Annotated in this window: 27 protein-coding genes; 13 read left to right on the top strand and 14 right to left on the bottom strand. The window is 65.1% G+C overall.

Features of this window, described 5'->3' with window-relative positions:
* Window positions 1–39: 39 nt before the first annotated feature.
* The 4 genes from coaE to V7066_RS11895 are packed head-to-tail and all read right to left on the bottom strand — an operon-like array spanning window position 40 to window position 2,929.
* Window positions 40–630: a dephospho-CoA kinase gene (gene coaE, locus V7066_RS11880; protein WP_334183244.1), complete on the bottom strand. Its 591-nt coding sequence runs from the start codon at window positions 628–630 to the stop codon at window positions 40–42.
* A complete protein-coding gene (locus tag V7066_RS11885) occupies window positions 627–1,484 on the bottom strand; it encodes a shikimate dehydrogenase family protein (protein WP_334183298.1) in 858 nt (285 codons plus the stop codon). The genes coaE and V7066_RS11885 overlap by 4 nt, the downstream gene beginning before the upstream one ends.
* Window positions 1,484–2,065: a Maf family protein gene (locus V7066_RS11890; RefSeq protein ID WP_334183245.1), complete on the bottom strand. Its 582-nt coding sequence runs from the start codon at window positions 2,063–2,065 to the stop codon at window positions 1,484–1,486. The genes V7066_RS11885 and V7066_RS11890 overlap by 1 nt, the downstream gene beginning before the upstream one ends.
* Window positions 2,066–2,083: 18 nt before the next feature.
* The gene (locus tag V7066_RS11895) at window positions 2,084–2,929 is read right to left on the bottom strand and encodes a pyruvate, water dikinase regulatory protein (RefSeq protein ID WP_334183246.1); all 846 of its coding nucleotides are present in this window, start codon (window positions 2,927–2,929) and stop codon (window positions 2,084–2,086) included.
* A 360-nt stretch (window positions 2,930–3,289) separates the two neighbouring features.
* On the opposite strand from V7066_RS11895, the gene hemE reads away from it, so the two are divergent.
* The 4 genes from hemE to V7066_RS11915 all read left to right on the top strand — a co-directional run bounded on the left by hemE (window position 3,290) and on the right by V7066_RS11915 (window position 7,157).
* Window positions 3,290–4,315 carry a uroporphyrinogen decarboxylase gene (gene hemE, locus V7066_RS11900; RefSeq protein WP_334183247.1) on the top strand — a complete coding sequence of 342 codons (1,026 nt, stop codon included), beginning with the start codon at window positions 3,290–3,292 and terminating at the stop codon, window positions 4,313–4,315.
* 200 nt (window positions 4,316–4,515) lie between these two features.
* Window positions 4,516–4,941, top strand: a complete 426-nt coding sequence (locus V7066_RS11905; protein WP_442947324.1) for a CopD family protein — start codon at window positions 4,516–4,518, stop codon at window positions 4,939–4,941.
* Between the two features lie 230 nt (window positions 4,942–5,171).
* A complete protein-coding gene (gene rho, locus V7066_RS11910; RefSeq protein WP_147216117.1) occupies window positions 5,172–6,428 on the top strand; it encodes a transcription termination factor Rho in 1,257 nt (418 codons plus the stop codon).
* A 15-nt stretch (window positions 6,429–6,443) separates the two neighbouring features.
* Window positions 6,444–7,157, top strand: a complete 714-nt coding sequence (locus V7066_RS11915; protein WP_334183248.1) for a TerC family protein — start codon at window positions 6,444–6,446, stop codon at window positions 7,155–7,157.
* A gap of 251 nt (window positions 7,158–7,408) precedes the next feature.
* Here the strand turns inward: V7066_RS11915 and V7066_RS11920 are convergent, their stop codons facing one another.
* Window positions 7,409–8,377, bottom strand: a complete 969-nt coding sequence (locus V7066_RS11920; RefSeq protein ID WP_334183249.1) for a quinone oxidoreductase family protein — start codon at window positions 8,375–8,377, stop codon at window positions 7,409–7,411.
* 77 nt (window positions 8,378–8,454) lie between these two features.
* Window positions 8,455–9,150, bottom strand: coding sequence for a dienelactone hydrolase family protein (locus V7066_RS11925; protein ID WP_334183250.1), 696 nt, complete (start codon window positions 9,148–9,150; stop codon window positions 8,455–8,457).
* A 133-nt stretch (window positions 9,151–9,283) separates the two neighbouring features.
* On the opposite strand from V7066_RS11925, the gene V7066_RS11930 reads away from it, so the two are divergent.
* The 6 genes from V7066_RS11930 to V7066_RS11955 all read left to right on the top strand — a co-directional run bounded on the left by V7066_RS11930 (window position 9,284) and on the right by V7066_RS11955 (window position 15,221).
* A complete protein-coding gene (locus V7066_RS11930) occupies window positions 9,284–9,547 on the top strand; it encodes a DUF6489 family protein (protein ID WP_334183251.1) in 264 nt (87 codons plus the stop codon).
* Window positions 9,548–9,599: 52 nt separating this feature from the next.
* Complete coding sequence (gene mnmE, locus V7066_RS11935) at window positions 9,600–10,877, top strand: tRNA uridine-5-carboxymethylaminomethyl(34) synthesis GTPase MnmE (RefSeq protein ID WP_334183252.1); 1,278 nt, start codon at window positions 9,600–9,602, stop codon at window positions 10,875–10,877.
* Window positions 10,878–10,946: 69 nt separating this feature from the next.
* Entirely contained in the window at window positions 10,947–12,809 is a 1,863-nt protein-coding gene (mnmG, locus tag V7066_RS11940) for a tRNA uridine-5-carboxymethylaminomethyl(34) synthesis enzyme MnmG (protein ID WP_334183253.1), read from the top strand.
* Entirely contained in the window at window positions 12,806–13,447 is a 642-nt protein-coding gene (gene rsmG / locus V7066_RS11945; RefSeq protein WP_334183254.1) for a 16S rRNA (guanine(527)-N(7))-methyltransferase RsmG, read from the top strand. The genes mnmG and rsmG overlap by 4 nt, the downstream gene beginning before the upstream one ends.
* The gene (locus tag V7066_RS11950; protein ID WP_334183255.1) at window positions 13,444–14,220 is read left to right on the top strand and encodes a ParA family protein; all 777 of its coding nucleotides are present in this window, start codon (window positions 13,444–13,446) and stop codon (window positions 14,218–14,220) included. Before rsmG ends, V7066_RS11950 begins: the two co-directional genes overlap by 4 nt.
* Window positions 14,217–15,221 (top strand): ParB/RepB/Spo0J family partition protein, encoded by a 1,005-nt coding sequence (locus tag V7066_RS11955; RefSeq protein WP_334183256.1) that lies wholly within the window; start codon window positions 14,217–14,219, stop codon window positions 15,219–15,221. The genes V7066_RS11950 and V7066_RS11955 overlap by 4 nt, the downstream gene beginning before the upstream one ends.
* A gap of 67 nt (window positions 15,222–15,288) precedes the next feature.
* Here V7066_RS11955 and V7066_RS11960 read toward each other — a convergent pair whose 3' ends face one another.
* Both V7066_RS11960 and V7066_RS11965 read right to left on the bottom strand, forming a co-directional pair.
* Complete coding sequence (locus tag V7066_RS11960; protein ID WP_334183257.1) at window positions 15,289–15,825, bottom strand: hypothetical protein; 537 nt, start codon at window positions 15,823–15,825, stop codon at window positions 15,289–15,291.
* Between the two features lie 118 nt (window positions 15,826–15,943).
* Entirely contained in the window at window positions 15,944–16,426 is a 483-nt protein-coding gene (locus V7066_RS11965) for a GAF domain-containing protein (protein WP_334183258.1), read from the bottom strand.
* A 61-nt stretch (window positions 16,427–16,487) separates the two neighbouring features.
* Here V7066_RS11965 and V7066_RS11970 point away from each other — a divergent pair, with 61 nt between their 5' ends.
* Entirely contained in the window at window positions 16,488–17,984 is a 1,497-nt protein-coding gene (locus V7066_RS11970) for a PQQ-dependent sugar dehydrogenase (RefSeq protein WP_334183259.1), read from the top strand.
* 232 nt (window positions 17,985–18,216) lie between these two features.
* Here V7066_RS11970 and V7066_RS11975 read toward each other — a convergent pair whose 3' ends face one another.
* Entirely contained in the window at window positions 18,217–19,044 is an 828-nt protein-coding gene (locus tag V7066_RS11975) for a DUF815 domain-containing protein (RefSeq protein ID WP_334183260.1), read from the bottom strand.
* A 236-nt stretch (window positions 19,045–19,280) separates the two neighbouring features.
* Here V7066_RS11975 and V7066_RS11980 point away from each other — a divergent pair, with 236 nt between their 5' ends.
* A complete protein-coding gene (locus tag V7066_RS11980) occupies window positions 19,281–20,228 on the top strand; it encodes an L-threonylcarbamoyladenylate synthase (protein WP_334183261.1) in 948 nt (315 codons plus the stop codon).
* Between the two features lie 15 nt (window positions 20,229–20,243).
* On the opposite strand, the gene V7066_RS11985 is transcribed toward V7066_RS11980, so the two are convergent.
* The 5 genes from V7066_RS11985 to V7066_RS12005 all read right to left on the bottom strand — a co-directional run bounded on the left by V7066_RS11985 (window position 20,244) and on the right by V7066_RS12005 (window position 24,813).
* A complete protein-coding gene (locus tag V7066_RS11985; RefSeq protein WP_334183262.1) occupies window positions 20,244–20,570 on the bottom strand; it encodes a DUF6726 family protein in 327 nt (108 codons plus the stop codon).
* A gap of 115 nt (window positions 20,571–20,685) precedes the next feature.
* A complete protein-coding gene (locus tag V7066_RS11990) occupies window positions 20,686–21,219 on the bottom strand; it encodes a CarD family transcriptional regulator (protein ID WP_021234861.1) in 534 nt (177 codons plus the stop codon).
* A gap of 339 nt (window positions 21,220–21,558) precedes the next feature.
* Window positions 21,559–21,897 carry a ferredoxin FdxA gene (gene fdxA / locus V7066_RS11995; protein ID WP_021234860.1) on the bottom strand — a complete coding sequence of 113 codons (339 nt, stop codon included), beginning with the start codon at window positions 21,895–21,897 and terminating at the stop codon, window positions 21,559–21,561.
* A 15-nt stretch (window positions 21,898–21,912) separates the two neighbouring features.
* Window positions 21,913–22,209, bottom strand: a complete 297-nt coding sequence (locus V7066_RS12000) for an RNA-binding S4 domain-containing protein (RefSeq protein WP_334183263.1) — start codon at window positions 22,207–22,209, stop codon at window positions 21,913–21,915.
* A gap of 21 nt (window positions 22,210–22,230) precedes the next feature.
* Window positions 22,231–24,813, bottom strand: a complete 2,583-nt coding sequence (locus V7066_RS12005; protein ID WP_334183264.1) for a helicase-related protein — start codon at window positions 24,811–24,813, stop codon at window positions 22,231–22,233.
* Window positions 24,814–25,004: 191 nt separating this feature from the next.
* Here V7066_RS12005 and V7066_RS12010 point away from each other — a divergent pair, with 191 nt between their 5' ends.
* Window positions 25,005–26,582, top strand: coding sequence for a M23 family metallopeptidase (locus tag V7066_RS12010; RefSeq protein WP_334183265.1), 1,578 nt, complete (start codon window positions 25,005–25,007; stop codon window positions 26,580–26,582).
* Window positions 26,583–26,666: the final 84 nt, after the last annotated feature.

Genomic DNA, 26,666 nt, shown 5'->3' on the forward strand with positions numbered 1-26,666 from the left:
TCTGCCTGCCAGACCCACTTCGCAAGGGCCTGACGGCGATTATTCTGACTCGGTCAACGCAGCCACGATACGGCCCACCTGCGCGCGGGTTGCTGCCAGCGACGTACCGGTATCGATGACGAAATCAGCCCGCGCCCGCTTTTCCGCGTCGGGCACCTGGAGGTCCAGAATCTGCTCGAATTTTTCGGGCGTCATGCCCGGCCGGGCCAACACCCGGGCACGCTGGGCCTCGGCCGGAGCGGAAACCACCGCCACCCCGTCCAGCCCCCGATCACCGGTCTTCTCGTAGAGTAGCGGAATGTCGAAAACGACCAGCGGCGCGGATTCGTGCTCACTCAAAAACCGGCGCCGCGACTCCGCAACGGCGGGGTGGACGATTCCCTCCAGCCGCGCGAGCGCCTCCCGGTCGCCGAAAACCGCTGCGCCGAGCTTCGGGCGAATCACGCCCTCCGGTCCGGTGGTGCCGGGGAAAGCCGCCTCGATCGCCGGAACCAGCACGCCGTCCGGTCCTTGAAGTTCATGGACCACGGCGTCGGCATCGAAGACCGGCACGCCGCGTTCGCGGAACATCCCGGCCACCGTCGACTTGCCCATGCCGATGGAGCCGGTGAGGCCGAGAATGCGAGTCATGCGAACAGGCGCTCGCGCAGCTCCGCATCGAATGTACGCGGCGGCTTGACGCCGAAGAAGCGCTCGAAGGCGACGTCGGCCTGTCCGATCAGCATCGACAGCCCGTCCAACGTCTCGAATCCGGCCCGGCGTGCTTCCTGAAGGAAGGGCGTGTCGAGCGGGCTGGTGACGATATCGTAGACCACGCTGCGCGGCGGCGCGTGGGTGAAGTCGAAGGGGAGGGGGGGCTGCCCGGTCATGCCCAGCGGACTCGCATTGACGATCACGTCGAGGCACTGCTCGCGGTCGTCGAAGGCGAAGTCGGTCGGCTCGGCGAAGTGGGCCAGGTCGATCGCGTGATGGTCCTGCTGCGTGGTCAGTTCGTCCAGCATGGTCCGCGCCTTGGCAGGATCGCGCCCGGCGAGGACCACGACGAATCCGCGCTCCGCCAGCGCCGCGACGATCGCGCGCGACGCGCCGCCGGTGCCGAGTACGCGGGCCATGCGGAACAGGTGAGTCTGATCGAGCAGCGGCTGCAACGGCTCCAGGAAGCCCGGCGCATCGGTGTTGTAGCCGGTCAGCGTGCCGTCCGCCTCGCGCACCACCGTGTTGACCGCGCCGATCTTCTCGGCGAGCGGATCGAGGCGATCGAGCAGCGGGACGATCGCCAGCTTGTGCGGCATCGTGACGTTGCAGCCGCGCCAGTCCGGATCGGTGCGGCGCTCGGTCAGATAGGCGGCGAGTCCCTCGACCGAAACCCGGTGGCGGTCGTAGCGACCGGGAAGGCCCAGCTTCTCCAGCCAGAATCCGTGAATCACCGGCGACTTGGACTGTTCGATCGGATCGCCGATGACTTCGGCGTAAGGCTGATTCATCACGCGATCGCTCCCAGACGGCGCAGGGCCGCCTGCACTTTCAGCAGCGGCATGCCGAGAATGGTGAAATAGTCGCCCTCGATCTTCTCGAAAAGCTGCACGCCGCGCGCTTCGATGCGAAACACACCGACGCAGCCCGCCACTTCGGGCCATTCCGCATCCAGATATTCGGCGATGAAGGCTTCCGAAAGCGTGGTGACATGGAGCGCCGCCACCGCATCCTCGGCCCAGCGCACCTCACCGTCGCGCACAAGCGCGGCGGCGCTGTGGAGATGCATCACCTTGCCGGAGAAGAACCGCAGATGCTCGGCGGCGGCCGCTCGGTCCGCAGGCTTGTCGAAACGGCGACCGCCGCATTCGACGAGGGAATCGCTGCCGAGCACCAGTTCGCCCGGCGCCTGCGCGGAAACCGCGAGCGCCTTGGCCCGCGCCAGTTCGAGCGCGATCTCGGCCGGCGGGCTGCCGGAGAGACTCGCTTCGATGGCGCGCTCATCGACGTGGGCGGGCTGGGCGCGAAACGGAATCGCGGCGGCTTCGAGCATGGCGCGCCGCGAGGCGCTCTGTGAGGCGAGAACGATCATGGTGCTTTTCCGAGTGAGTCAGATCGGCTTGGGACCGACCGGACCCTGAGTCCCCTCGGCCTTGCGCTCGTTGTAGAGATTGATGATCGCCGCCGCGGTTTCCTCGATCGAACGACGCGTCACATCAATCACCGGCCAGGAATTGTCCGCGAACATGCGGCGCGCGTATTTCAGCTCGTCCTCGACCCGGTCGCTCTTCACATAATCGGTGTCGGGCGACTGACTCAGCGAGAGCAGGCGGTTGCGGCGGATCTGAATCAGGCGCTCCGGCGCGGTAGTCAGGCCAACGACCAGCGGCCGCTTCAGGCCGAACAGCAGGTTCGGCGGCGGACTCTCCACCACGATCGGGATGTTCGCGACCTTGTAGCCGCGATTGGCGAGATAGATCGAGGTCGGCGTCTTGCTGGTGCGCGAGACTCCCGCAAGCACGATGTCCGCTTCCTCCCAGTCCTCCCAGGCGATGCCGTCATCATGGGCGATGGTGAACTGAATCGCATCGACGCGGGCGAAATAGGCATCGTCCAGGCGGTGCTGGCGGCCGGGACGGCCCTTGGCTTCCTGCCCGAGCAGGGCTTCCAGGGCATCGGTGACTCCGTCGAGCACCGCGATCGCCGGCAGGCCGAGCTGCTGGCAGCGCTCTTCCAGGCGCCCGCGCGTCTCTTCGTTCACCAGCGTGAAAAAGACGAGTCCGGGATTGGCGGCGATTTCCCCCATGATCCTGTCGAGGTGCTGCTGCGAGCGCACCATCGGCCAGAAATGCCGCAGAACGTCGGAATCGTCGAACTGGGCGAGGGCGGCCTTGGCGATCATTTCCAGCGTTTCGCCGGTGGAATCCGAGAGCAGGTGAAGGTGAAAACGCGCCATTCGAGGCTTTTCCGGAGTCTTTCGCGTGAAGAACCCCCGAGACAACCCGGCGGCCTGTGGATATGTGGCGGCATAAACCACGGGATAGTGCTGGTGACAACTCGCTTCCCGGTTTTGCTCCACATTGAACCGATTTCGTCGCGAGAGTCGTAAACATGATTCAAATCCGCCGCACACCCTGTGGGTAACAGGGATAAAGAGTCTTTGACTCAGACTCTCCGGAGAGTCGTTGCGCGAATTTGAACCTGTTCGTGGTGGAATGAATCGGGCAAGATTCAAAAGTCCCCGATATCCACAGGACCAACAGACTCCATCATCCTTCTAAGAATCTTTAATTTTTTTGATCGGACCTGAATCTCGATGCCTGGCCTTCTTCTCGAAAACCTGCTCGGAACGAACACGAGCAAGCGTCCAGTCTGGCTGATGCGCCAAGCCGGAAGATACCTTCCCGAATATCGCGCCCTGCGCGCCGAAAAGGGCGGATTCCTCGCGCTCGTCTATGACACCGACGCGGCTGCGGAGATCACCTTGCAGCCGATCCGCCGGTTCGGATTCGACGGCGCCATCCTGTTTTCCGACATTCTGATCGTGCCCTATGCGATGGGACAGAATCTCGAATTCCTCGCCGGTGAAGGGCCGAAACTGACTCCGCGCCTGGTCGAGTCCGCGCTGGAGAATCTCAGCGCGGTGCCGGAGCGTCTCACCCCGATCTACGAAACCGTTCGCAAGGTTCGCGCCGGACTCGATTCCGACAAGACGATGCTGGGTTTCGCAGGGAGTCCCTGGACGGTCGCCACCTACATGTGTGCAGGAGAGGGCAGCCGGGATCAGCATGAGACTCGGGCAATGGCCTATCGCGACCCTTCGGCTTTCGCGGAAATCATCCAGGCTATCGTGGGGGTGACTGTCGAATATCTCAGTGGCCAGATCCAAGCCGGAGCTGAGGCTGTACAGTTGTTTGATTCATGGGCGGGGTCGCTCTCTCCGGCCCAGTTCGAGCGCTGGGTCATCGCACCCAATGCCGCCATCGTAGCCGAAGTGAAGGCGCGCCATCCCGAGACTCCGATCATCGGATTCCCCAAGGGGGCCGGCGAAAAACTTCCCGCCTATGCCCGAGAAACCGGCGTGGACGCGGTCGGCATCGATGAGACGATCGATCCCATCTGGGCCGCGCGCGAACTCCCGTCAGGTCTTCCCGTGCAAGGGAATCTCGATCCGCTGCTGCTGCTTTCGGGCGGCGATGACCTGGAGAGTCAGACCCACCGCGTGCTCGATGCCTTTGCCGACCGTCCGCATGTCTTCAATCTCGGCCACGGAATCGGTCAGTTCACGCCGATCGAGAACGTGGAGCGCCTGCTCGGAATCGTCCGCAACTGGTCGCGCTGATCCTTCTGCAGGGTGGTGGAGGGGCACAGGCAAATGACCGGCGCCGAATCCCTCCAACACCACCACCCCACTGATTCAGACCCGGAATCGTCTTGCCCCGTGCCGACCAAGGGTGCAGGAGGGCGGCCTTGGACCTATTCGACCAACTACCGACAGCCCAACCATCGAGACTCGTGGGACCCATGCAGGAAGTGCTTTCCATGCTCTATCTCTGGCTCAAGGCCGGACATATCATCTTCGTGATCTTCTGGATGGCCGGGCTGTTCATGCTCCCGCGCTATTTCGTCTATCACCAGGAAGCGGAAGCCGGCTCGGCAGAGGAAGCGCGCTGGATCGACCGTGAGGCGAAGCTGCGCAAGATCATCCTGACGCCCTCGCTGATCCTTACCTGGGTCCTCGGCATCGCCACCGCGACTGCGATGGGTGCGTGGAGCGAAGGCTGGCTCCATACCAAGCTGCTCTTCGTGCTGGCGCTCTCCGGTTACCACGGCTGGCTGGTCGGCTACGGCAAGAAGCTGGCGCGCGGCGAACGCCCGCTGACCGGCAAGAAACTGCGTCTGCTGAACGAGATTCCGGGCCTTGCCGCCGTGGTGATCGTGATCCTGGTGGTCGTGAAGCCGTTCTGAATCCCGCCCGATTCATCGCTTCGGTTCGATCCGGAGCGATGAATCCCGTTTCCGTTCAACCCGCAAGTCTGCCGCCTCGCGGATTGACTCGTTGACCGAAACCCGCGGAACGCTTATCTGAGCCTTGTTCCGGCACAGGGCGGCGAGCCCATTCTCCTGCCCGGATCCGCTTTCCCCAAGCCCTTAGATCCCGCCGGTCGACACTCAATTTCCATCCGGAATCCAGACAGATGCATCTCAAAGAACTCAAGAAGAAAACGTCGGCCGAACTGGTCGAAATGGCAGAGGAACTGGGCGTAGAAGGCGCATCGACGCTCCGCCGACAGGACCTGATGTTCGCCATCCTCAAGGAAGTGGCCGAAGACGGCGAGGAAATCATAGGGCAGGGCACCATCGAAGTGCTCACCGACGGTTTCGGCTTCCTGCGCAGCCCCGAGGCGAACTACCTCGCCGGTCCCGACGACATCTACGTCTCGCCGAACCAGGTCCGCAAATGGGGCCTGCGCACCGGCGATACCGTCGAAGGCGAGATCCGCGCCCCGCGCGACGGCGAGCGCTACTTCGCCATCACCAAGCTCATCAGCGTCAACTTCGACGATCCCGACGTGGTCCGCCACCGCGTCAACTTCGACAACCTGACGCCGCTCTATCCCGATCAGCGCCTGAAGCTCGATTGCCTCGACCCCACGGTCAAGGACAAGTCGGCCCGCGTGATCGATCTCATCTCGCCGCAGGGCAAGGGCCAGCGCGCCCTGATCGTGGCGCCGCCGCGCACCGGTAAGACCGTGCTGCTGCAGAACATGGCCAAGGCCATCACCGACAACCATCCGGAAGTCTTCCTTCTCGTGCTGCTCGTCGACGAGCGTCCGGAAGAAGTCACCGACATGCAGCGCTCGGTGAAGGGCGAGGTTATCTCCTCCACCTTCGACGAACCCGCCCAGCGCCACGTCCAGGTCGCCGAAATGGTGATCGAGAAGGCCAAGCGCCTGGTCGAGCACAAGCGCGACGTCGTGATCCTGCTGGACTCGATCACCCGCCTCGGCCGCGCTTACAACACCGTCGTTCCCTCGTCGGGCAAGGTGCTGACCGGCGGTGTCGACGCCAACGCCCTGCAGCGCCCCAAGCGCTTCTTCGGCGCCGCGCGCAACATCGAGGAGGGCGGCTCGCTTTCGATCATCGCCACGGCCCTGATCGACACCGGCAGCCGCATGGACGAAGTCATCTTCGAAGAGTTCAAGGGCACCGGTAACTCGGAAATCGTCCTCGACCGCAAGGTGGCGGACAAGCGCATCTTCCCGGCCCTGGACGTCGGCAAGTCGGGCACCCGCAAGGAAGAGCTGCTGGTTCCCAAGGACCAGCTCACCAAGATGTGGGTCCTGCGCCGTATCCTCATGCAGATGGGCACCGTCGATGCGATGGAGTTCCTGCTCGACAAGATGAAGGACTCGAAGACCAACGAGGACTTCTTCTCGACCATGAATCAGTAAGCGGAGATCGGGGGCTTGAGCATTCTTCAGACTCTGGTGGCCACATCCTCCTTGGGTGGCCCCGCCGAGATCTGGCAGCACATCGTCACCGATTTTTCGAACCTTGGGACGCCGGCAGCAATGTCGGCGTTCTTGCAGGTGCTGATGATCGACGTGGTGCTGGCAGGCGACAACGCCATCGTCGTCGGTGCTCTCGCCGCCGGACTCCCGGCCGACCAGCGCAAGAAGGTCATCGCCATCGGCGTGATCGCGGCGCTGGTCCTTCGCATCGGCTTCGCGCTGATGGTGACATGGCTGCTGGGAATCGTCGGCCTGATCTTCGCGGGCGGCCTGCTGCTGCTGTGGGTGGCATGGAAGATGTACCGTGAGCTTCATGCGGGCGTCCACTCTCCGGGCTCGCCCGAGATCGAAGGCGACGAGCACTCCGGCGTGAAGCCCGCCAAGAGCTTCCTCGGGGCGGCGATCTCGGTGGCGGTGGCGGATATCTCGATGTCGATCGACAACGTGCTCGGCGTGGCCGGTGCGGCGCGCGAGCATCCGGGAATCCTGATCGTCGGGCTGGTCTTTGCCGTGGCCCTCATGGGCGTGGCCGCGAATTTCATCGCCAAGTACATCGAGCGCTATCGCTGGATCGCCTGGGTCGGTCTCGCGGTGATCCTCTACGTGGCGGCGAAGATGATCTACGAAGGGTGGGTCGATCCGCAGCTAGGGATCGTCACTCTGATCTGATGGAAGAGGGCTCGGGTTTCCGGGCCCTTTTTCTTTTCAGCTAAGAAGTCCTGGGGCCCTTCGACAAGCTCAGGAGATCCCCCAGACCCTCGGAATGTCGTCGTTGCGCCCGACCTATCCGTATCGCGCTCCCTGCGGCGCAGCCAATCGACTCCCGACGCAGCCATGGGCGCTGAACGGATAGGTGGCGCGCCACGCAGACGGTAACGGGGTGCAGGGGTAATAACCCCTGCTCTTCCCCCTTAATCTCTTCAGGGAATCAATACCGTAGACCCGGTGGTAGCCCGAGACTCCAGCGCCCGGTGCGCCTCTGCGGCCTGTTCCAGCCTGAAGGTCTGCCCGATGTGCGGCTTGAGAATCCCCGCGGCGATCCGCTCGAACAGCTTCTTCGCGTTGGTCGCGAGTTGGTCCGGCGTCGCGATGTAGTCCGCAAGAGTCGGACGGGTAAGATAGATCGACCCTGCCTTCATCAGGTCGAGCGGCGGCAGCGGCGGTACGGGGCCGGAGGCATTGCCGTAAGTCACCATCAATCCGCGCCTGCGCAGCGAGGCAAGCGAGACGGACCACGAGGCTGCGCCGACGCCGTCGTAGACGACATGGCACATTTCGCCGCCGGTGATTTCTCGCACGGCTTCGGGAAGGTCGTTGAAGTCGCAGTGGAGCGAATGCTCGCCGGGGACCTGCGCGGCTTTCTCCGCGCTGCCGGAATGGGCGATGACGGTCACGCCGCGGTCGAGCAGCCAGGGGACCAGCAGCGAGCCGACGCCGCCCGCTGCCGAGTGTACCAGCGCGACGTGGCCCTTCTCGGCAGGGAAGGTGTCTTCGGCGAGGTAGCAGGCGGTCAGGCCCTTGAGCATCACGGCAGCGGCGATCTCCGGCGCGATGGCTTCGGGAATCCGCATGGCCTTGGTGGCTGCGATCAGGCGGTGGGTGGCGTAGGCGCCTCCGGCATGGGTGGTCCCCACAAGCTCGCCGATCGAGAATCCGCTCACGCCTTCACCCAGAGCGACGATCCGGCCGACGCTTTCAGATCCGAGGCTGATCGGCAGGGGATCGGCGTAGAGTCCCTTGCGGTAGTAGGTATCGATGAAGTTGAGTCCGACCGCTTCGGTTTCGATCAGCACTTCGCCGGGACCGGGGGAGGGGACCTCGAAGTCCTCGCGTTCGATCACCTCGGGCCCGCCGTGGGTCCGGGCGATCATTCGGTATCCGGTGGTCATTGTCTGAACGTCCTTGAATGTGCGGTCGTACGAATGGCCCGGCCGCGTCCGGAAGGCGCCGGCCGGGCTGCCTTGAATCAGCCGATGTGTTCCGCGAAGAATTGGGCGGTGCGCTGGTCGGCCAGTTCGGCACCGGCTTCGTCGCGGCGGGCGCCGATCTCGGCGGCGAAGCCGTGGTCGAGGCCTTCGTAGTCCCAGAGCGTGACGCGGGGATGGTCGTCGAGGCCATCGTGAATCGCCTTCTGTGCGGCGGCATCCACGAAGTGGTCGGCGGTGGGGATGTGCAGCATCAGGGGGCGGGCGATCGCGTGCTTTTCGCCCAGCATCTGATCGATCATCACGCCGTAGTAGCCGACCGAAGCGTCGATATCGGTGCGTGCGGCGACCATGTAGGCGATCTTGCCGCCCATGCAGAATCCGACGAGGCCGACCTTCGGCACGCCTTCCTCGCGGCGAATCCAGTGAATCACGGCTTCGAGATCGCGCATGCCGAGATCGAAGTCATGGGCCATCATGTGATCGAGGGCCTGCTGCATTTCCGCTTCGACATAGGGGCTGAGTTCGATGCCGGGCTTCTGGCGCCAGAACGAGTCGGGCGCAACCGCAAGGTAACCCTTGGCCGCCCAGCTGTCCGCCTTGCGGCGGATACCGGGATCGACGCCGAAGATTTCCTGCTGGACGATGATCGCGCCGCGCGGGGTGCCTTCGGGACGGGCGACATAGGCAGGGATCAGGCCGTCGCCGTCAAGCGTCGGGATTTCGGTATTGGTCATGGAAGTCTCCTGCGGGAATAGACCTGGAGCCTTCCGGCCCTGTCAGGCGTTGATTCAAGGTTAGGCACGGGCGATGGACTTTGCCACCGCCATGTGTAAGGCAGGACACAGAATTCCAGATGGGAGACCGGTGATGAAGGTCAATGTCGAGGTCGAATGCTCGCCTGAAGAAGCACGGCGGTTCCTCGGTCTGCCTGACGTCACCAAGGCGAACGACGTCTACGTCGATGCGCTGGCCAAGGCGATGCAGGGCGTGGGCAATTTCGACCAGCTTCAGGAACTCAGCAAGCAGGTCGCGCCGATGGGCCAGTTCGGGCTAAAGCTGTTCCAGCAGTTCCTCGAAAGCGGCGCCGCGATGGCGATGAGCGGGGCGATGAGTCCCAAGAAGGACTCCTGAATCCGGGCCGATAGGGGTTCACCTTAGGGCGGCTCTGGAGTAGCGCCCGGTCATGTCCGACACGATCTTCGCGCTTTCCAGCGGTTCTCCTCCTGCGGCCATCGGCGTCGTCCGCGTTAGCGGGCCTGCTGCCGGTGCCGCGCTCACAGCGCTTTCGGGAACGCTGCCGCAGCCGCGTCGGGCAAGCTATCGCGCGTTGCGGGCTACAGACGGTGCGGTGCTCGACCAGGCGCTCGTGCTCTGGTTCCCTGGACCAAATACCGCGACCGGAGAAGATCTTGCCGAGCTTCACCTCCATGGGGGCAGGGCAGTAGTTGCTGCTGTCGAGGCCGCGCTGCTCGATCTCGACGGCTTGCGCCGAGCGGAACCGGGCGAGTTCACCCGGCGGGCCTTCGCTCATGGCCGGATCGATCTCGCCGAGGCAGAGGGCCTGGCCGACTTGCTTTCCGCCGAAACCGAGCTTCAGCGTCGCAGCGCGCTTGCCATGGCGGGCGGCGCTTTCTCTCGGCAGGTCGAGCAGTGGCGGGACCGGGTACTTGTCGCTTCGGCGGCGGTCGAGGCCGTGCTCGATTTCGGTGACGAGGATGACGTTTCCGACTTGCCCTCGGATTTCCTGTCGCGGCTGACAGATCTTCGCGGCGAGCTTCAGGCATGGCTGTCTCGCCCTCGTGCCGAAGCGCTTCGCGAAGGTTTCCGCGTGGTGCTCGCCGGGCCGCCGAATGCGGGGAAGAGCACCTTGTTCAATGCCCTGGTCGAGGACGAGGCGGCGATCACCTCTCCTCTCGCAGGGACAACTCGCGACGTTCTCACGCGGGCGGTGTCGATCGGCGGAGTGCCTTTCCTGTTCGGCGATACGGCGGGACTGCGGGACGAGACGGGCGACGAGATCGAGGCCATCGGCATCTCCCGCGCCTTGGCGGAATTGAGCAAGGCCGATTTGGTGCTCTGGCTGGGACCGGAGGGTGAGGGGCCGGACGATGCCTGGGAAGTCGCGCCGCAGGCCGACGTGTTTCACGTGGAACACAAGGCGTCGCCCCGCCACCGGATATCGGCGGTTACCGGCGAAGGTCTCGACGCCTTGCGGAAGGACCTTATCGAGACGGCCTCTGTCGCCATGCCGAAGCCCGGGGAGGCCGCTCTCAACCGCAGGCAATATGCACTGATGGCAGAGGCAGAGCGGGCACTCGGCCATGCGACGCTGGAGCGCGACCCGCTTCTGGTTGCTGAAGCGCTGCGTCTGGCAAGGGTCGCTTTCGACGCCCTGATCGGAAGGGCCACGACGGAGGACATGCTCGACGCTCTGTTCGGCCGGTTTTGTATCGGCAAATAAGCACTGTTCCACGTGAAACATTTCGGACGACTTTGACGTGACTCGCTGCTTCGGGTAAGCGCGTCGTCCATGCATTCCTTTGACGTGATCGTGATCGGCGGCGGCCATGCCGGCTGCGAGGCGGCGGCGGTTGCCGCGCGCATGGGCGCGCGTGTCGGCCTCGTGAGTTTCGACCTCGACGCCGTTGGCGCCATGAGCTGTAATCCGGCCATCGGTGGTCTCGGCAAGGGCCATCTCGTGCGCGAGGTCGACGCTTTCGACGGTCTCATTGCCCGCGCGGCAGATGCTGCGGCGATTCATTATCGCATGCTCAATCGCTCGAAAGGCAGCGCCGTGCAGGGGCCGCGCGTCCAGGCGGACCGCAAGCTGTTCAAGGCGGCGATTCATCGTCTGCTCCAGCAGCAGGGCGATCTGACTCTGATCGCGGGCGAAGCGGCGGCTCTGGTGATCGAGCAGGGCAGGGTGGTCGGCATCGATCTGGCTGACGGAACCCGCCTCGATGCCCGCGCCGTGGTTCTCTGTACCGGTACCTTCCTGGGGGGGACTCTGTTTCGCGGCGAGGAGCGCCTGACCGGTGGCCGGATCGGCGAATCTTCCGCGCAGAAGCTGGCGAGTCAGATGCGCGAGGCGGCTCTGCCGATGGCCCGCCTCAAGACGGGTACACCGCCGCGCCTCGACGGCCGCACCATCGATTGGGGGCGGCTCGACGAGCAACCTTCCGACGGTGAGGACTGGACGATGTCGGCGATGGCGGAAGGTCGCGATGGCCGCCGCCGCGCGGTGCCGCAGGTGTTCTGCGCGATCACTCGCACCAATCCGCACACCCATGAGGTGATCCGCGAGAACCTCCATCGCTCGCCCCTGTTCACGGGCGCGATCGGAGCGTCGGGTCCGCGCTACTGTCCTTCGATCGAGGACAAGATTCACCGCTTCGCCGATCGCGACGGGCACCAGATCTTTCTCGAACCCGAAGGTCTCGACAACCCTCTGGTCTATCCGAACGGCGTGAGCACCTCGCTGCCCGCCGATGTGCAGCTTGCGATGCTGCGCACGATGGACGGGCTGGAGCGGGTGGAGATGGTCGTTCCCGGCTATGCCGTCGAATACGACCATATCGATCCCCGCGCGCTGCGCACCAGCCTGGAACTGCGCGACATGCCCGGCCTCTATTGCGCGGGGCAGATCAACGGCACGACCGGATACGAGGAAGCGGCGGCCCAGGGACTCGTCGCCGGCATGCATGCGGCGGCGGAGGTTCTCGGCCGTGCGGCACCGGGGCTGGATCGGGCCAACAGCTACATGGCGGTGATGATCGACGATCTCACCCTGCACGGCGTGAGTGAGCCCTATCGCATGCTGACGGCCCGCGCGGAATATCGCCTGCGCCTTCGTGCCAACAACGCCTCGACGCGTCTCACTCCGCTTGCCATCGAGATCGGCGCGGCGGGGGTAGAGCGCCGTGCCTGGTTCGAACGGCGACTTGGCGAACGGGCGGCGATCGATGCCGCTTTCGATACCTCGCTTTCGGGGCACGAACTGGCCCAGGCCGGTTTGCCGGTCCGCGCTGATGTCGGGCGTCTGCCTGTTCGCGAGTGGCTGCGTTTCGGCGGAGTCGACCTCGCCGGGCTATCCCCCTGGATCGACGCCGCCTTGCTCGACGATGCCGCGCTGGTCGAGGAGATGGTCGAGGACGCCGCCTATGCGCCCTATCTGGAGCGGCAGGAGCGCGAGTTGCGCGACTTGCGGGCCAGCAAGGGGCTGCCGCTGCCTGATGACTTTCCTTATGCCGAAATTCCCGGCCTCTCGCGCGAGATGGTCGAGCGGCTGAGCAAGGCCCGCCCCGCGAATCTCGCGGCGGCGGGACGGATTCCCGGAATTACTCCGGCAGCGCTGGCGGCGCTGCTGGTCCATGCCCGCAGGGAGGCGGCGTGATCACCACCGAAGACGAAACACGCGAATGGTTGCGGGCACTGCCCGAATGCGATGAAGCCGCCTGGGTTCGGCTAGAGACGCTGATCGCGATGCTGGTCGAGGAAAACCGGCAGCAGAACCTGGTCTCGGCGGCAAGCCTGGAACAGGTCTGGCTGCGGCACATCGTCGATAGCGCGCAGCTCCTGCCCTATGTTCCACGTGAAACATCGAGTCCTTGGCTGGACCTCGGGACGGGTGCCGGGTTCCCCGGACTCGTCATCGCGGCGCTGCGGCCCGAGTGCGAAGTGGTCATGGTGGAATCGCGTAACCGGCGGATCGAATGGCTCGATCGCGCCCGCATCGCCATGGGCCTCGACAATGCGCGCGTTGCCGGCCAGCGTCTCGAACTGGTCGAGAGCTTCCCGGTCAGCGTGATTTCCGCGCGCGCTTTTGCGCCGCTGGAAAAACTTCTGACAATTTCCGCACGTTTTTCCACAAGCGACACGGTTTGGCTGTTGCCCAAAGGGCGTTCGGCAAAGCAAGAACTGGAAGACCTTCGCAAGTGGCGGCACATGTTCCACGTGGAACAGTCCCTGACGGACCCGCAGGCAGGCATCATTGTCGGCAAGCTGGCCGACAGGAAGGGTATGACCAAGTGATCCGTATCGCTATCGCCAACCAGAAGGGCGGAGTAGGGAAGACCACGAGCGCGATCAACATCGCGACGGCGCTTGCTGCCACGGGCTGGAAAACCCTGCTGATCGACATCGACCCGCAGGGCAATGCCTCGACGGGCATCGGCATCTCGGCTTCCGAACGCGATAACACGTCCTATGACGTGCTCGTGGACCGGGCGCGTGTCGCGGACTGCGTGATGCCGACCCGCATTCCCAACCTCGACCTGCTGGCCGCGACCGTCGATCTCTCCGGCGCGGAAGTGGAACTGGTCAATGCCGACGATCGCGCCAACCGCCTGCGCACCGCGCTGCGGAGCGATCTCGGCTACGACGTCTGCCTGATCGATTGCCCTCCCTCGCTTGGCCTCCTGACTCTCAATGCGCTGGCTGCGGCGGATACCCTGCTGGTGCCGCTCCAGTGCGAGTTCTTTGCGCTGGAAGGCCTTAGCCAGCTGCTCCAGACGGTGGAGCGGGTGCAGCAGCGGTTCAATCCCGACCTCGGGATCATCGGCATTGCTCTCACCATGTTCGACCGCCGCAACCGCCTGACCGACCAGGTCTCCGAGGATGTGCGGTCGGTTCTTGGACAGCTGGTCTTCGAAACCACCATTCCGCGCAACGTGCGCCTTTCCGAGGCGCCCAGCCATGGCGTGCCCGCCCTGATCTACGATCATGCCTGCGCGGGCAGCCGGGCTTATATGGCCTTGGCGCGCGAACTTATCACCCGATTGCCCGAAAAGAGGAAAGCGGCATGAACGACGAATCGATCGTCCGCATCAGCGTACCCCCCGCACTCGCTGCCGCCGCGGCTACCGGAACAGACAAAGCCACGCCTGCGTCTAAGCTCAAGTCGAAAGGCCTCGGTCGTGGGCTGGGCGCCTTGCTGGGCGAGACCCGCCGCGAAGAGCCGCTGGGTGCTCCCGGAAGTTCCGAGGGCCGGGGTCCGGCCTCGCGGGCCGGGGGACTTGCCGTTCTCGCCATTGCCGACATCACGCCGCACCCGGATCAGCCGCGCCGCATCTTCGACGAGGAAGCGCTGGAGGAACTGGCGGCCTCGATTGCCCATCGCGGCGTGATTCAGCCGATCATCGTGCGGCCGATGGACAACGGCCGCTATCAGCTCGTCGCCGGTGAACGCCGCTGGCGCGCCGCGCAGAAGGCGCAGCTCCACGAGATTCCGGCGCTCGTCCGTGAACTCACCGAGCGTGAGGTCATGGCACTGGCCCTGATCGAGAACCTCCAGCGCGAGGATCTCAATCCGATCGAGGAAGCACGAGCCTACAACCGCCTCGCGGAGTTCGAGGGCATGACCCAGGCTGAGATCGCCCGCATGGTCGACAAGAGCCGCAGCCATGTCGCCAACTTCCAGCGCTTGCTTGCGCTTCCGGACGGCGTGATCTCGATGGTGGAGAAGGGCAGCCTGTCCATGGGCCATGCCCGTGCGCTGATCGGCTGCGACGATGCCGAGGAGATCGCCGACGCTGCGATCAACAAGCAGATGTCGGTTCGCGAGGTCGAGAAGCTGGTGCGCAAGAAGGCACGCGGCGATGTCGCGCCGCGCCGCGCCCGCACGGCCCGCAGTGCCCATGAGGATGCCGATATCGTCGCCGTGCAGAGTCATCTCGAGGAGTTCCTCGGACTGCCGGTGAAGATCAACGCCGATGCCGATCCCAAGTCCGGCACGGTAACGATCCGCTACGGCACGCTCGATCAGCTCGACCTGATCTGCCAGCGCCTGACCGGTGGGGCGATCTAAATCGTTTCGAATTTCAGGAATTCATGCGGCGCTCGAATCTCGGTTCGGGCGCCGTTTTTCGTTGCTGCTACTGCGCGCTCTCGGAATCGACCGAGATATCCGCAGGTGCCGTCTGGCGGCGGGGGATCGAGCGGCGGGCAGGGCGAACGCCTGAGTCTTCGGCATAGGCGATAGGCTCGCCAGCGCTGTCGATGGCCTGGATGACGGGAATCGAGACCATGCGCTGGGTCGCTGCGTTATGATATTGCGCCGGATAGACGTAGGCATAACCTGGTGCGGCATAGCCTTGTACCGGCACCGCGACTTGGCCTTGCCGATAGCGGGTGAGGTAATCGTCCAGATAGGTTTCGCACTCGCCGTGGTTGCCTTGGCCTTCACGAACGGTTCCTGATCGCGGCCGGCTCGCAGCGACCGTCCGGTGACAGTCCGCCAGCCAGGCATCGCGTTGGGCGGGGTCGAATTCGTAGCGGATAGAGGGGGCGGCGGGGGGCGCTGAATATCCCTGCACATAATCCGCTCCCGCATCGTCAGCTGCGGCAGAAGCGGTCGATGCGCTTGCGCAGAAAGCCAGGGCGAGACTCGCGGTGCAGAGGTTGAAACGCATTCGCAGGGCCTTTTCACGGATTATGGGCATTAGCCGCGTCTGTTAACAAGACGTTTAGCACCATAACCCGCGAAAGGCCAAGGTTCCGGGACCGATCGGCGGTCCCGGAGAGAGACGGTCAGATCGATGCCGCGAGGATGGCGGCAAGAGCCTCGATACCGGCGGCATCCTCGGCATCGAAACGGTCGGCGACCGGGCTGTCGAGATCGATGACCGCCACGACCTTGCCGTCACGCAGCACTGGCACCACCAGCTCCGAACGGCTGTCGGCATCGCAGGCGATGTGGCCCGGGAAGGCGTGGACGTCCGGCACGACCTGAGTCTCGCCGCTCGCTGCCGCCGTGCCGCAGACGCCGCGGCCCATCGGAATGCGGATGCAGGCGGGCTTGCCGACGAAGGGACCGAGCACCAGCTCGTCCGCGACGTTGCGGTAGAATCCCGCCCAGTTGAGATTCGGCAGGAACTGCCAGATCAGCGCGGCCACGTTGGCCATGTTGGCCACGCCGTCGGGTTCTCCCTCGACGAGCGCCTTGGCGGCTGTGACGAGGTCTGCGTAGAGTTCGGGCTTGGGCTGGTCGCCCCGGGGAGCAAAGTCGTACATAGATGCTCCGATACTCCAAGTCCTTGTTGCCGCCTAGGCGGTAGCGTCTTATCTCAGGCGCATGCGCTCCATTCTCATCAAATCTGCCCTGGCTCTCGGTGCCGTCGTTCTCGTCGGTGCCGGTACGATCGCCTGGTCCCAGTATTCCAACACCTCCGATCTGCCGTTCGACGATACGGTGGGCAAGGATCCCAAGCTGGTCGAGCCGGACCCGCAGTGGCTCCCCAGCGTCAAGCTGGTCGAGACCGTGGGCTGGGCTGCCAACGAGGCGCCGAAGGCAGGGGAGGGGCTGGCTGTCGCCCGCTTCGCCGAAGGCCTCGATCATCCCCGCACGATGCTCACCCTGCCCAATGGCGACGTGCTGGTGGCGGAAACCAATGCCCCGGCCGGCAACAAGCCCAAGGGCCTGACCGGCATGGTGATGGGCTGGATGTTCAATAAAGTCGGTGCCGGAGAACCTTCGCCCGACAAGATCGTGCTGCTGCGCGACGCCGACGGAGACGGCAAGGCGGAGCAGCGCTTCGATTTCCGCACCGCCGACATGCATTCGCCCTCCGGCATGGCCTACCGCGACGGTAAGCTCTACATCGCCAACCACGACAAGGTTCTCGAATTCGCCTTCCAGCCCGGTGCGACCAAGCTGGACGGCAAGCCGCTGCGTACGATGATGGATCTGCCGCCCGCCGGTAATCACTGGATGCGTAACCTCCTGCTGAGCGAGGACGGCAAGCAGCTCTATGTGGCGGTCGGATCGGCCACCAATATCGCCGACGACGGCATGGAAGCCGAGACCGGCCGCGCCGCGATCTGGGAAATCGATGTCGACACCGCGCGCCGCCGCCAGTTCGCTGCGGGCATGCGCAATCCCAATGGCCTTGGCTGGAATCCTTCGACCGGCGAAATGTGGGCGACGGTGCAGGAGCGCGACATGCTCGGCCCCGATCTCGTGCCGGACTACCTGACCAACGTTCCGGTCGGCGCGCAGTACGGTTGGCCCTGGATCTACTGGAAGACGACGTTCGACGAGCGCGTCCAGTGGCCGATGCAGACCTACATGCTCGAATATACCCGTAAGCCCGAATACGCGATGGGCGCCCACGCCAGCACGCTGGGCATGGTCTTCGCGAACGGCGGCAACCGTATGGGCGCCAAGTTCGCGAACGGTGCTTTCGTGGCCCGCCACGGTTCCTGGAATCGTCGCCCGGCAGTTGGCTACGACGTGGTTTTCGTACCCTTCGACAAGAACGGTAATCCGCAGAACGGCAAGCCGATTCCGGTGCTCTCGGGCTTCCTGAAGGACGGCTCGCATACCCATGGCCGCCCGACCTGGCTCGCCTGGGACAAGAGCGGAAGCCTGCTCGTAAGCGACGATACCGCAGGCGTGGTCTGGCGCGTGCAGGCGCCGGGCGCTGTGCCCTCCGTCGCGATCAAGCCGGTGGTGACGGAGCACATGAAGCCGCTGGAGGAGATCAAGGATCCGACGATTCCGGGAGCCACCGGCAATCTGGAGGCCGGGTTCACCAAGGGGCCGGACAAGCTGCTGCCTACCGGGCACTGAGCGGAAGAGGGGACCTTCGGGTCCCCTTTTTTGTAGAACAAGGGAATGATTCTGGGGCCATCGCCCCAGACCCCGTTATTGTCGATGTTGCGCGCGCAGAGGCGTTGTGCGCTTCTTGCGGCGCAGCCACCATGTCTCCCGACGCAGCCATGGGCGCGGGGCGGCATTGGTCCGCGTGACCTAGACGGTAATGGGGGTGCAGGGGGGCTTTGCTCCCCTGCATGTTCTTTCCTTAGATTATCTTCCCCGCACGCCCCGCAACTTCGGTGACGTATTGCCACGCCACGCGGCCCGAGCGTGCCCCACGGCGGCGAGACCATTCCAGTGCGTCGTGCTCGTCGAAGGTCAGGCCGAACTGCTGCGTATAGCCCTCAATGATCGCGAGGTAGGAGGGCTGGTCGCAGTTGTGGAAGCCGATCGAGAGGCCGAAGCGGTCGGCCAGCGCGAGTCGGTCGTCCACCACGTCGCGGGCGTTGATGGGATCGTCCTGTTCCGACATCGAGCGCGAGACGATCGCCCGGCGGTTGGCGGTGACGGCGAGGCGGACGTTGTTCGGGCGGGCTTCGACGCCGCCTTCCAGCCAGGAGCGCAGCAGGCGCGGACCGGCGCCATCGTTTTCCTCGAAGCCCAGGTCGTCGATGAAGACCAGGAACTGGCGATCCACCTTGCCGAGCAGGGCGAAGAGGGCGGTGACGCCGTGCAGGGCTTCCTGTGCCACCTGCACGAGGGCGATGCGGCCGGGGTGAGCGGCCTGGGCGGCACGGATGGATGCGCGCATCACCGCGGACTTGCCCATGCCGCGCGACCCCCAGAGCAGCATGTCGTGCGCGGCATAGCCGGCGGCGAGGCGCTCGACATTGGCGACCACGCGCTCCTTCTGGGATTCGATGCCGCGTAGCAGGTCGAGCGGCGGGGCGAGCAGTTCGGGCACGCCGCGCGCCTCGCTGCCGGTCCAGACGTAGGCGGGGTGAGCCAGCCAATCGACTTGCGGCGCGGGGGCAGGCGCAAGGCGTTCGAGGGCTTCGGCAATGCGGCTGAGGACTTCGGTCTGGTCGGTCATGCTCTGGGTTCTTCGCTCGTTTGTGGAAGAAGGCTCGCACCTTTCCGGGGCCCTTGGGCGGGTAGCCCAAGGCTTCGCGCACCAGATGCTCGATAAACCGCCGCGCGGCCATCTTTTTTCGCCTGTGGCTGGGTATTGTTCCACGTGGAACGTTGGGGGCTGGGGGAGACCCGCATCCGGAAGCCCGGTGCGCGGTTTTTCTTGGCTTTCGGGTCTCTGGGCTATAGCGGCGAACTATGGAGCGCAACCTTGGACCCGAACTGCTGGCACCCGATCAGGACGGCGTGGCACGCGCTGCTGCGCTGCTGGGCCAGGGCAGGCTGGTCGCGGTGCCAACGGAAACCGTCTATGGCCTGATGGCACGTGCCGACCGCGATGAATCGGTCGCGGCGATCTATCGTGCCAAGGGGCGGCCCAGCTTCAATCCACTGATCGTCCATGTTGCCGATCTGGCGGCCGCACAGGAACTGGCGGTGCTGGACGAGCGCGCATTGTGTCTGGCGACAGCATTCTGGCCCGGCGCCCTGACCATGGTGCTGCCTTTGCGCGAAGGCGCTGCGGTGGCTCCGGCGGTGACGGCAGGGCTACCTACCGTGGCATTACGCTGCCCCGCTCATCCGCTGATGCGGGCCGTGATCGCAGACTCCGGACTGGCCCTAGCAGGGCCCTCCGCCAACCGCAGCGGGGGCGTGAGTCCGACGCAGGCCGAGCACGTCGTCGCTTCACTCGGGGCGAATGTCGATGCAGTCGTGGACGGTGGTGCTTGCGAAGCCGGTCTCGAGTCCACCATCGTCGCCTTGCGTGAGGACGGGCGCTGGCAGATTCTGCGACCCGGACCGATTTCGCGTGAGGCGATCCGGCAGGTACTCGGCACGGAGAACGACGCTGTAACGTCGCAGGCTATCGAGGCGCCGGGGCAGCTCGCCAGCCACTATGCACCGGGCAAGCCGGTCAGGCTGAACGCGGCGAGCGCGGATGCGGACGAATTCCACATCGGCTTCGGTGCAATTGCCGGGGATGCGAATCTGTCCGCTTCAGGCGATCTCGTCGAAGCGGCTTCGCGGCTCTACGCGTTGCTGCACGAAGGCGCGGCGGCGAGTCAGCTGCGCATTGCGGTTGCGCCGATTCCGATCGAGGGCGTCGGTGCGGCAATCAATGACAGGTTGAACCGGGCAGCAGCCTGAGTTCGAGCCTGCTGTTCAACGCCGCTGCGGAGCCGCTCCCGGCATCAGGTACTGCATCTGGGCGTAATCGTCGCGGGCCTTGTTGCAGGCCTCACGGTCGCCCCGGTCGCACTGGCGCAAGTGCTTCTGGTACTGGCGCTGCATCTTGCCCAGCTTCTCTTCCTGCTTGCGCATTTGACGACCGCGCTTTTCGTCGGCTTCGGACTGGCTGGTGGTCACAGCATCCACGGCCGACCCGGCAACGCGCACCGGGGCGGTCACGATCTTGCCGGCAGTGCTGAGGCAGCCGGAGAGCAGCAGAGCCGCTGCGGGGGCGAGGAGGGGCAGGGTGCGCTGAATCATCGTGCGCGACCCTCTCACGAAGCGACTGTCACCACAATGAATATCCCGCAAAACGAAAGGGGCCGCTTCCGGTGTGGAAGCGGCCCCCTTGCGTGCGAGGTGACGCTGCGTCTGATCAGACTGCTTCAGCGCTCTCGTAGTACTTCGGCGCGTACTCGTTGAGGATCGAGAGGATCTTCTTCAGAGCTGCCGGTTCATCGGTCTTTTCCATGGCCGCGAGTTCGCGGGCCAGACGTGAGGAAGCCGCTTCGAAGATCTGGCGCTCGGAGTAGCTCTGCTCCGGCTGATCGTCAGCGCGGAACAGGTCGCGGGTCACTTCGGCGATCGACACGAGGTCGCCCGAATTGATCTTCGCTTCGTATTCCTGGGCGCGGCGCGACCACATGGTGCGCTTCACCTTCGGCTTGCCCTTGAGCGTGTCGAGTGCTTCGCGCAGGGTCTTGTCCGACGACAGCTTGCGCATGCCGATCGATTCGACCTTGTTTACGGGAACGCGAAGAGTCATGCGCTCTTTCTCGAAGCGCAGCACGTAGAGGTCGAGCTGCATCCCGGCAATTTCCTGCTTCTGGAGCTCGATCACACGGCCTACGCCGTGCTTGGGATAAACGACGTAATCTCCAACATCGAAGGCATCGGCCCTGGTTGCCATGTATCGTCCTTTCACCTGCAGGATTCGCTGCCATACTTACGGTGAGAGACAACCGGGTGGATGCGACTTGAAAACGCAAAAGCGCTTTCGCCGCCCGGTCAGATACCTCTCCCAGCCGTTTGCTTTCGAACCCTGCCTCGCAATGCAAATGCTGCCAGACGGGCAGAAGGCCCGGGCAGTTGCTGGATTATATAGCATCGATGTGACAAAATTACCAGAGGCGAGCGGACGGTTAACCGTCGCTCGCCTCAAGGTCTGTCGGGGCGGGGCGAAAAGGCCCGCCAAGTCCCTCATTCACTGGGGAAAGCAGGTTCCCCAGGCGAGGTTGCAGTGCAGCAATCAGTCGCCTTCGCCGGGCTCGGGCGAGAAATATTTTTCGAGCTTGCCTTCTTCGCCGCGCATCGCGTCGGCGTCTTCCGGCGCATCCTTCTTGGTCGTGAGGTTGGGCCATTCCGCCGAATACTTGGCGTTCAGCTCCAGCCACTGCTCCAGGCCGCTCTCGGTGTCGGGCAGGATCGCCTCGGCCGGGCATTCCGGTTCGCAGACGCCGCAATCGATGCACTCGCTGGGGTTGATGACGAGCATGTTCTCGCCCTCGTAGAAGCAGTCCACCGGACAGACTTCGACGCAATCCATGTACTTGCACCGGATGCAATTGTCGGTGACGACATAGGTCATGGCTGCGTATTCCTCTTAGAAGGCCTCGTTTCGGTTGGCCGCTGCTATGGGAACATCTGCCCCCGCGTCAAGCACTCTATAGCAGGCTTGGGCTTCGGGAGCCGGTCCGCGGCGGTCTGGAAGGGATAGGATTTCTATCACCCGGACGCCTCCAGCTGTCGGCACGGTCAGAATATCTCCGACGGCGACCTTCTGATGGGCGCGTTCCACCCGGCGACCGTTGAGCCGAATGTGGCCTTCTTCCGCCATGGTCTGGGCGAGGGGCCGCGTTTTGACGAGACGCAGGAACCAGAGAAGCTTGTCGATCCTCATGCCTGTCCCGCTCCTCCCTTTCTATCTGCCGAGCAACTCGCCGAGCGCCGCAAAGGCGCTGTCGCTGCGCTTCGGGGCTGGGGTGGTGACTTCGGCCTCGCGTTCGCGCTGCGGCGGGCGCCAGCGCCACCGCACCGGGGCGGGGGCACCATGCGCGCCTTCGGGAAGCGGACGCGGCATCATCGCCTGGAAGCCGCCGAAGCGCAGCAGGCGGGCGTAGCTGGCGGTGGTCAGGCCCATCGACACGGCGCGGGCCGGATCCAGCGAGAACGAGCGCGAGGGTCCCTTGTGGCCGCTGGCGGCGGAGCGCGCCTCATGCGCCTCGCGCAGCAGCTTCTCGGCGATGTCGAGACGGACGAGCTGCTTGCCGAGGTTGCGATAGCCGGGCGCCTTGTGGCGTTTGGTGGCGTCCATCGTCGGCGGCATGGCGGCATCGGGTTCGCCGCCGCTGCCCTTGGATATGTCCTTGTCCGCTATCTTGGCGAGCTGGCGCCAGAGCGCGATCGGGGCGGGGCGCAGCATGGCGGGCAGGAACAGGTCGAGCGCGCCCACGCGCACGCCGAGCTTCGCGAGCATCGTGCGGCGGGCCTTGTCGAGCCGGTCCACGCCGGAGCCGTCACGGGCGATCATGCCGCCGCGGTCGACGAGGGTAATGAGCAGCGCGCGGAGGTCCGGTCCGGCCTCTTCGGTGCGGCTCGCCTCGTCCAGCTTCGCCAGCGGGGCGAGGGGTTCCAGCGCGGTTTCCAGCCAGGCCTCGAGTGCGGCGACCAGCGTCTTGCGGGCCGGGGCGGGAATCGCGTCTAGCACGCGATCGGGCACCAGAACCGGGGCCAGCAGCGAGCGGCCGGCGGAAAGCGCGGCGATCTTCTCGCCGTCCCAGCTCAGCTTGCCGTTTTCCAGCGCCAGCGGTGCCACGCCTTCGTGGACGGCGGCGGTCAGTGCTTCGGCGCGCGACTGGAGCAGGGCGGGCAAGTGGCGCTCGGCAGCGGCCAGCAGCAGCTTGCGGTCGGAATGGCGGGCAGCGGGATCGACCTGGAAGGCGAAGCCGTGCAGCGAGCCGATGTGTTCGCCTTCCACCAGCACTTCCGCGTCTTCGAGGCGGACCGAGAGCAGTCCGGCATCGGGGCCGAGTTTTTTCATGAGCACGGCGGTCCTGCGATTGATGAATCGTTCGGTGAGTTTGCCATGGAGGGCATCGGAAAGGCGAGCCTCAACGGCACGGGCACGCGCCGCCATTTCCTCGCGGGCCAGCACCCAGTCCGGGCGCTGGGCAATATAGGCCCAGGAGCGGATTGCGGCGATGCGGCCCTGCAAGGTGTCGATATCGCCGCCGGTCAGGTCGAGCCGGGCGATCTGCTGCGCCATGTAGTCGGCGCCGAGTTCGCCGTTCCTGAGGTCTTGCCAGAGGCGGGAGACGAAGCGCGAATGAGTCTCCACGCCCTGCTGGCGGAAATCGGGGAGGCGGCAGACTTCCCAGAAACGGCGCACCATGGCGTGGCCGCGCAGGCTGTCCATCACCGTGCCGTCCTCGGAGAGGCGCTTGAGCACCGCGAGGTCGATCGCTTCGGGGGCGAGGACGAGTCCTTCGCGGTCCGGCGGCGTTTCGAGATCGGAGATCAGCGTGGCCACGCTGTCGAAGCGCGGTTCCGGATCGCGCCAGAACAGTCTGGTCAGCGGCGGGAAGCGGTGTTCCTCGATCGCGTAGACCTCGTCCGGTTCGAATTCGGAATCGTGCCCGCCGGAGCCGGTGAGGGTGCCGAAGGTGCCGTCCTTCTGGTGGCGTCCCGCACGACCGGCGATCTGGGCCATTTCGGATGTGGTGAGTCGGCGGTGGCGCTGCCCGTCGAACTTGGAGAGTCCGGCGAAGGCGACATGCTCGACATCGAGATTGAGGCCCATGCCGATCGCGTCGGTGGCGACGAGGTAGTCGACCTCGCCCGACTGGTAGAGCGCGACCTGGGCATTGCGCGTCTGCGGGCTGAGCGCACCCATGACCACGGCCGCACCACCCCGGAAACGGCGCAGCATTTCGGCGATGGCGTAGACCTGCTCGGCCGAGAAGGCGACGATCGCGCTGCGGGGCGGTATGCGCGAGAGCTTCTTCGCCCCGGCATGGCTGAGGGTGGAGAAGCGCGGCCTAGTGACCACTTCGACATCGGGAACCAGGGACTTCACCATCGGTTCCAGCGTCGCCGAGCCGAGGATCATCGTTTCCTCGCGCCCGCGGGCATGGAGCAGGCGGTCGGTGAAGACATGGCCGCGTTCGCGGTCGGCGCCGAGCTGTGCTTCGTCGATGGCGACGAAGGCGAGGCTGCGCTCCGTCACCGGCATCGCCTCTACGGTGCAGAGCAGATAGCGCGCGTCCTTAGGCTCGATGCGCTCCTCACCGGTGATCAGGGCGACGCTCTTCTCGCCCTTTATCTTGCAGACGCGGTCGTAGACCTCGCGCGCAAGGAGACGAAGCGGGAAGCCGATGGCCCCGCTGGAATGGGCGCAAAGACGCTCGATGGCGAGGTGAGTCTTGCCGGTATTCGTAGGACCGAGCACCGCCTTCACCCCGCTGGGGGCGTCCTTTCGCGACGAGGCATGCCGGTCGTGAACCATTACCGCTGAATGTGGCACTGCCTCCAGCCCCCCGCAAGTCTCGGCTCGTCGAAAGGAGGGTGAAAATCCACGGAATTAGCGGGAGGTTAACCTTGAGGGCGCAGAAGCAGCCCCTCGGACTGGGGCTTTTCACGGGATCGGAACAGCCCGGCGCATGATTTCAGCACTCCCGAAGAGATGGGCAGGGGCACGTGTTCAAGGCACTGGATCAGGGTGGGGAAGAGACCGCGCGCGTCGCGGCGCTTTCGCATGACCAGGTGCTGAAAGATGCCGAGAGGTCCGCTGCCGCAAAACCTTCGAGACTGGCGCGCTGGAAGCGCGGTATCGAGCGCTGGTGCCACGACGTGGAGATCGCGCCGGACCTCGCCTGCGATATCGGCAGCCGCCGCTGGTTCCGGGGCCTCGCGACGATGCTGGGGCTGGGCGCCGCGGCTTTCGCGATGGGACCGGATTTCTCGGCGGTTGAGGCCGCCACGCCGCTGGCGAATCGCAGCCGCGACGAGTTTCGCAGCCAGACCATTTCTCCGCTCGCGTTCGGTGCCGACAGCGGCCGCCACATGGGCGCGAGTCCGCTGGTGCGGCCGCTTGCCAATGTGCCCGATCGGCCTTCGGTCCAGCTCGTCTCGACGCTGGGGCAGGGCGACAGTTTCGGCCGCATGCTGGAGCGCGTCGGCGTGGGCGGGGCGGATCTGGCGCAGATCACCGAACTGGTGAGTCAGGCCGTGCCGGTGGACGATCTCGCCTCGGGCACGCGCTTCGATATCACCATGGGCCGCCGCTCGACTCCGGGAGCGCCGCGCGCGCTCGATTCGATGGATTTCCGCGCGCGTTTCGATCTCGACCTTTCGGTGGAGCGCCGTCCCGGCGGACTCGCGCTGGTGCGCCATCCAATCCGGGTGGACGAGACGCCGCTGCGCATTCGCGGCACGGTCGGCTCCAGCCTCTATCGTTCGGCGCGCAATGCCGGGGCGCCGGTCGGGGCGATTCAGTCCTATCTGCGCGCGATCGACAAGTATCTCAGCCTGGAAAGCGACATCGCTGCGCAGGACCAGTTCGATATCGTCGTCGCCTACAAGCGCTCGGCCAAGGGCGAGCGCGAGGTGGGCGACTTGCTCTATGCCGGGCTCGACCACGGCGGCAAGCCGCGCGTCCAATTGCTGCGCTGGGGCAAGCAGGGCGAGATGATCGCCTCCTCCGCACTGACCCAGGCGCAGGGCGCGCCGGGCGGCATGCCGGTGGCGGGGCACATGACCTCGCCCTACGGAAAGCGCCGCCATCCGATTCTCGGCTTCGTGCGCATGCATGCGGGTATCGATTACGGCGCGCGCTATGGCTCGCCGATCTATGCGGTGGCGGACGGCGTGGTGAACTTCGCGGGACGCCACGGCGGGCACGGCAACTATGTGCGGCTGAGTCACGGCGGCGGGCTCGATACCGGTTACGGCCATATGAGTCGCATCGCCGTTTCACGTGGAACACGGGTCAGGGCAGGGCAGGTGATCGGCTATGTCGGCTCGACCGGGCTTTCCACCGGACCGCACCTCCACTTCGAGGCCTATCGCGGCGGCCAGACGATCAATCCGGCGGGGCTGCGCTTCATTGCGCGTCCGCAAATCGACGGCAAGGAGAAGGACGCCTTCCGCGCCAGATTGAATGCCATGCTCGGCGTGCAGCCGGGCGAAGCGCTCGGCATGATCGCGGCGCCTGCCGAAGCCCCGGCGGATGCCCAGCGCGAGATCGACCGACTGGCGCCGGGGGTTACGGAGTAGGCGAGCGCCCTTCCGATTTAAAGCGCCGCTCATCCTGAGCTTGTCGAAGGATGGGAGACATGGCGCCTCGTCGCAAGGGGCTTC

The sequence above is a fragment of the Novosphingobium sp. genome, from assembly GCF_036820275.1.
Taxonomy (GTDB): domain Bacteria; phylum Pseudomonadota; class Alphaproteobacteria; order Sphingomonadales; family Sphingomonadaceae; genus Novosphingobium.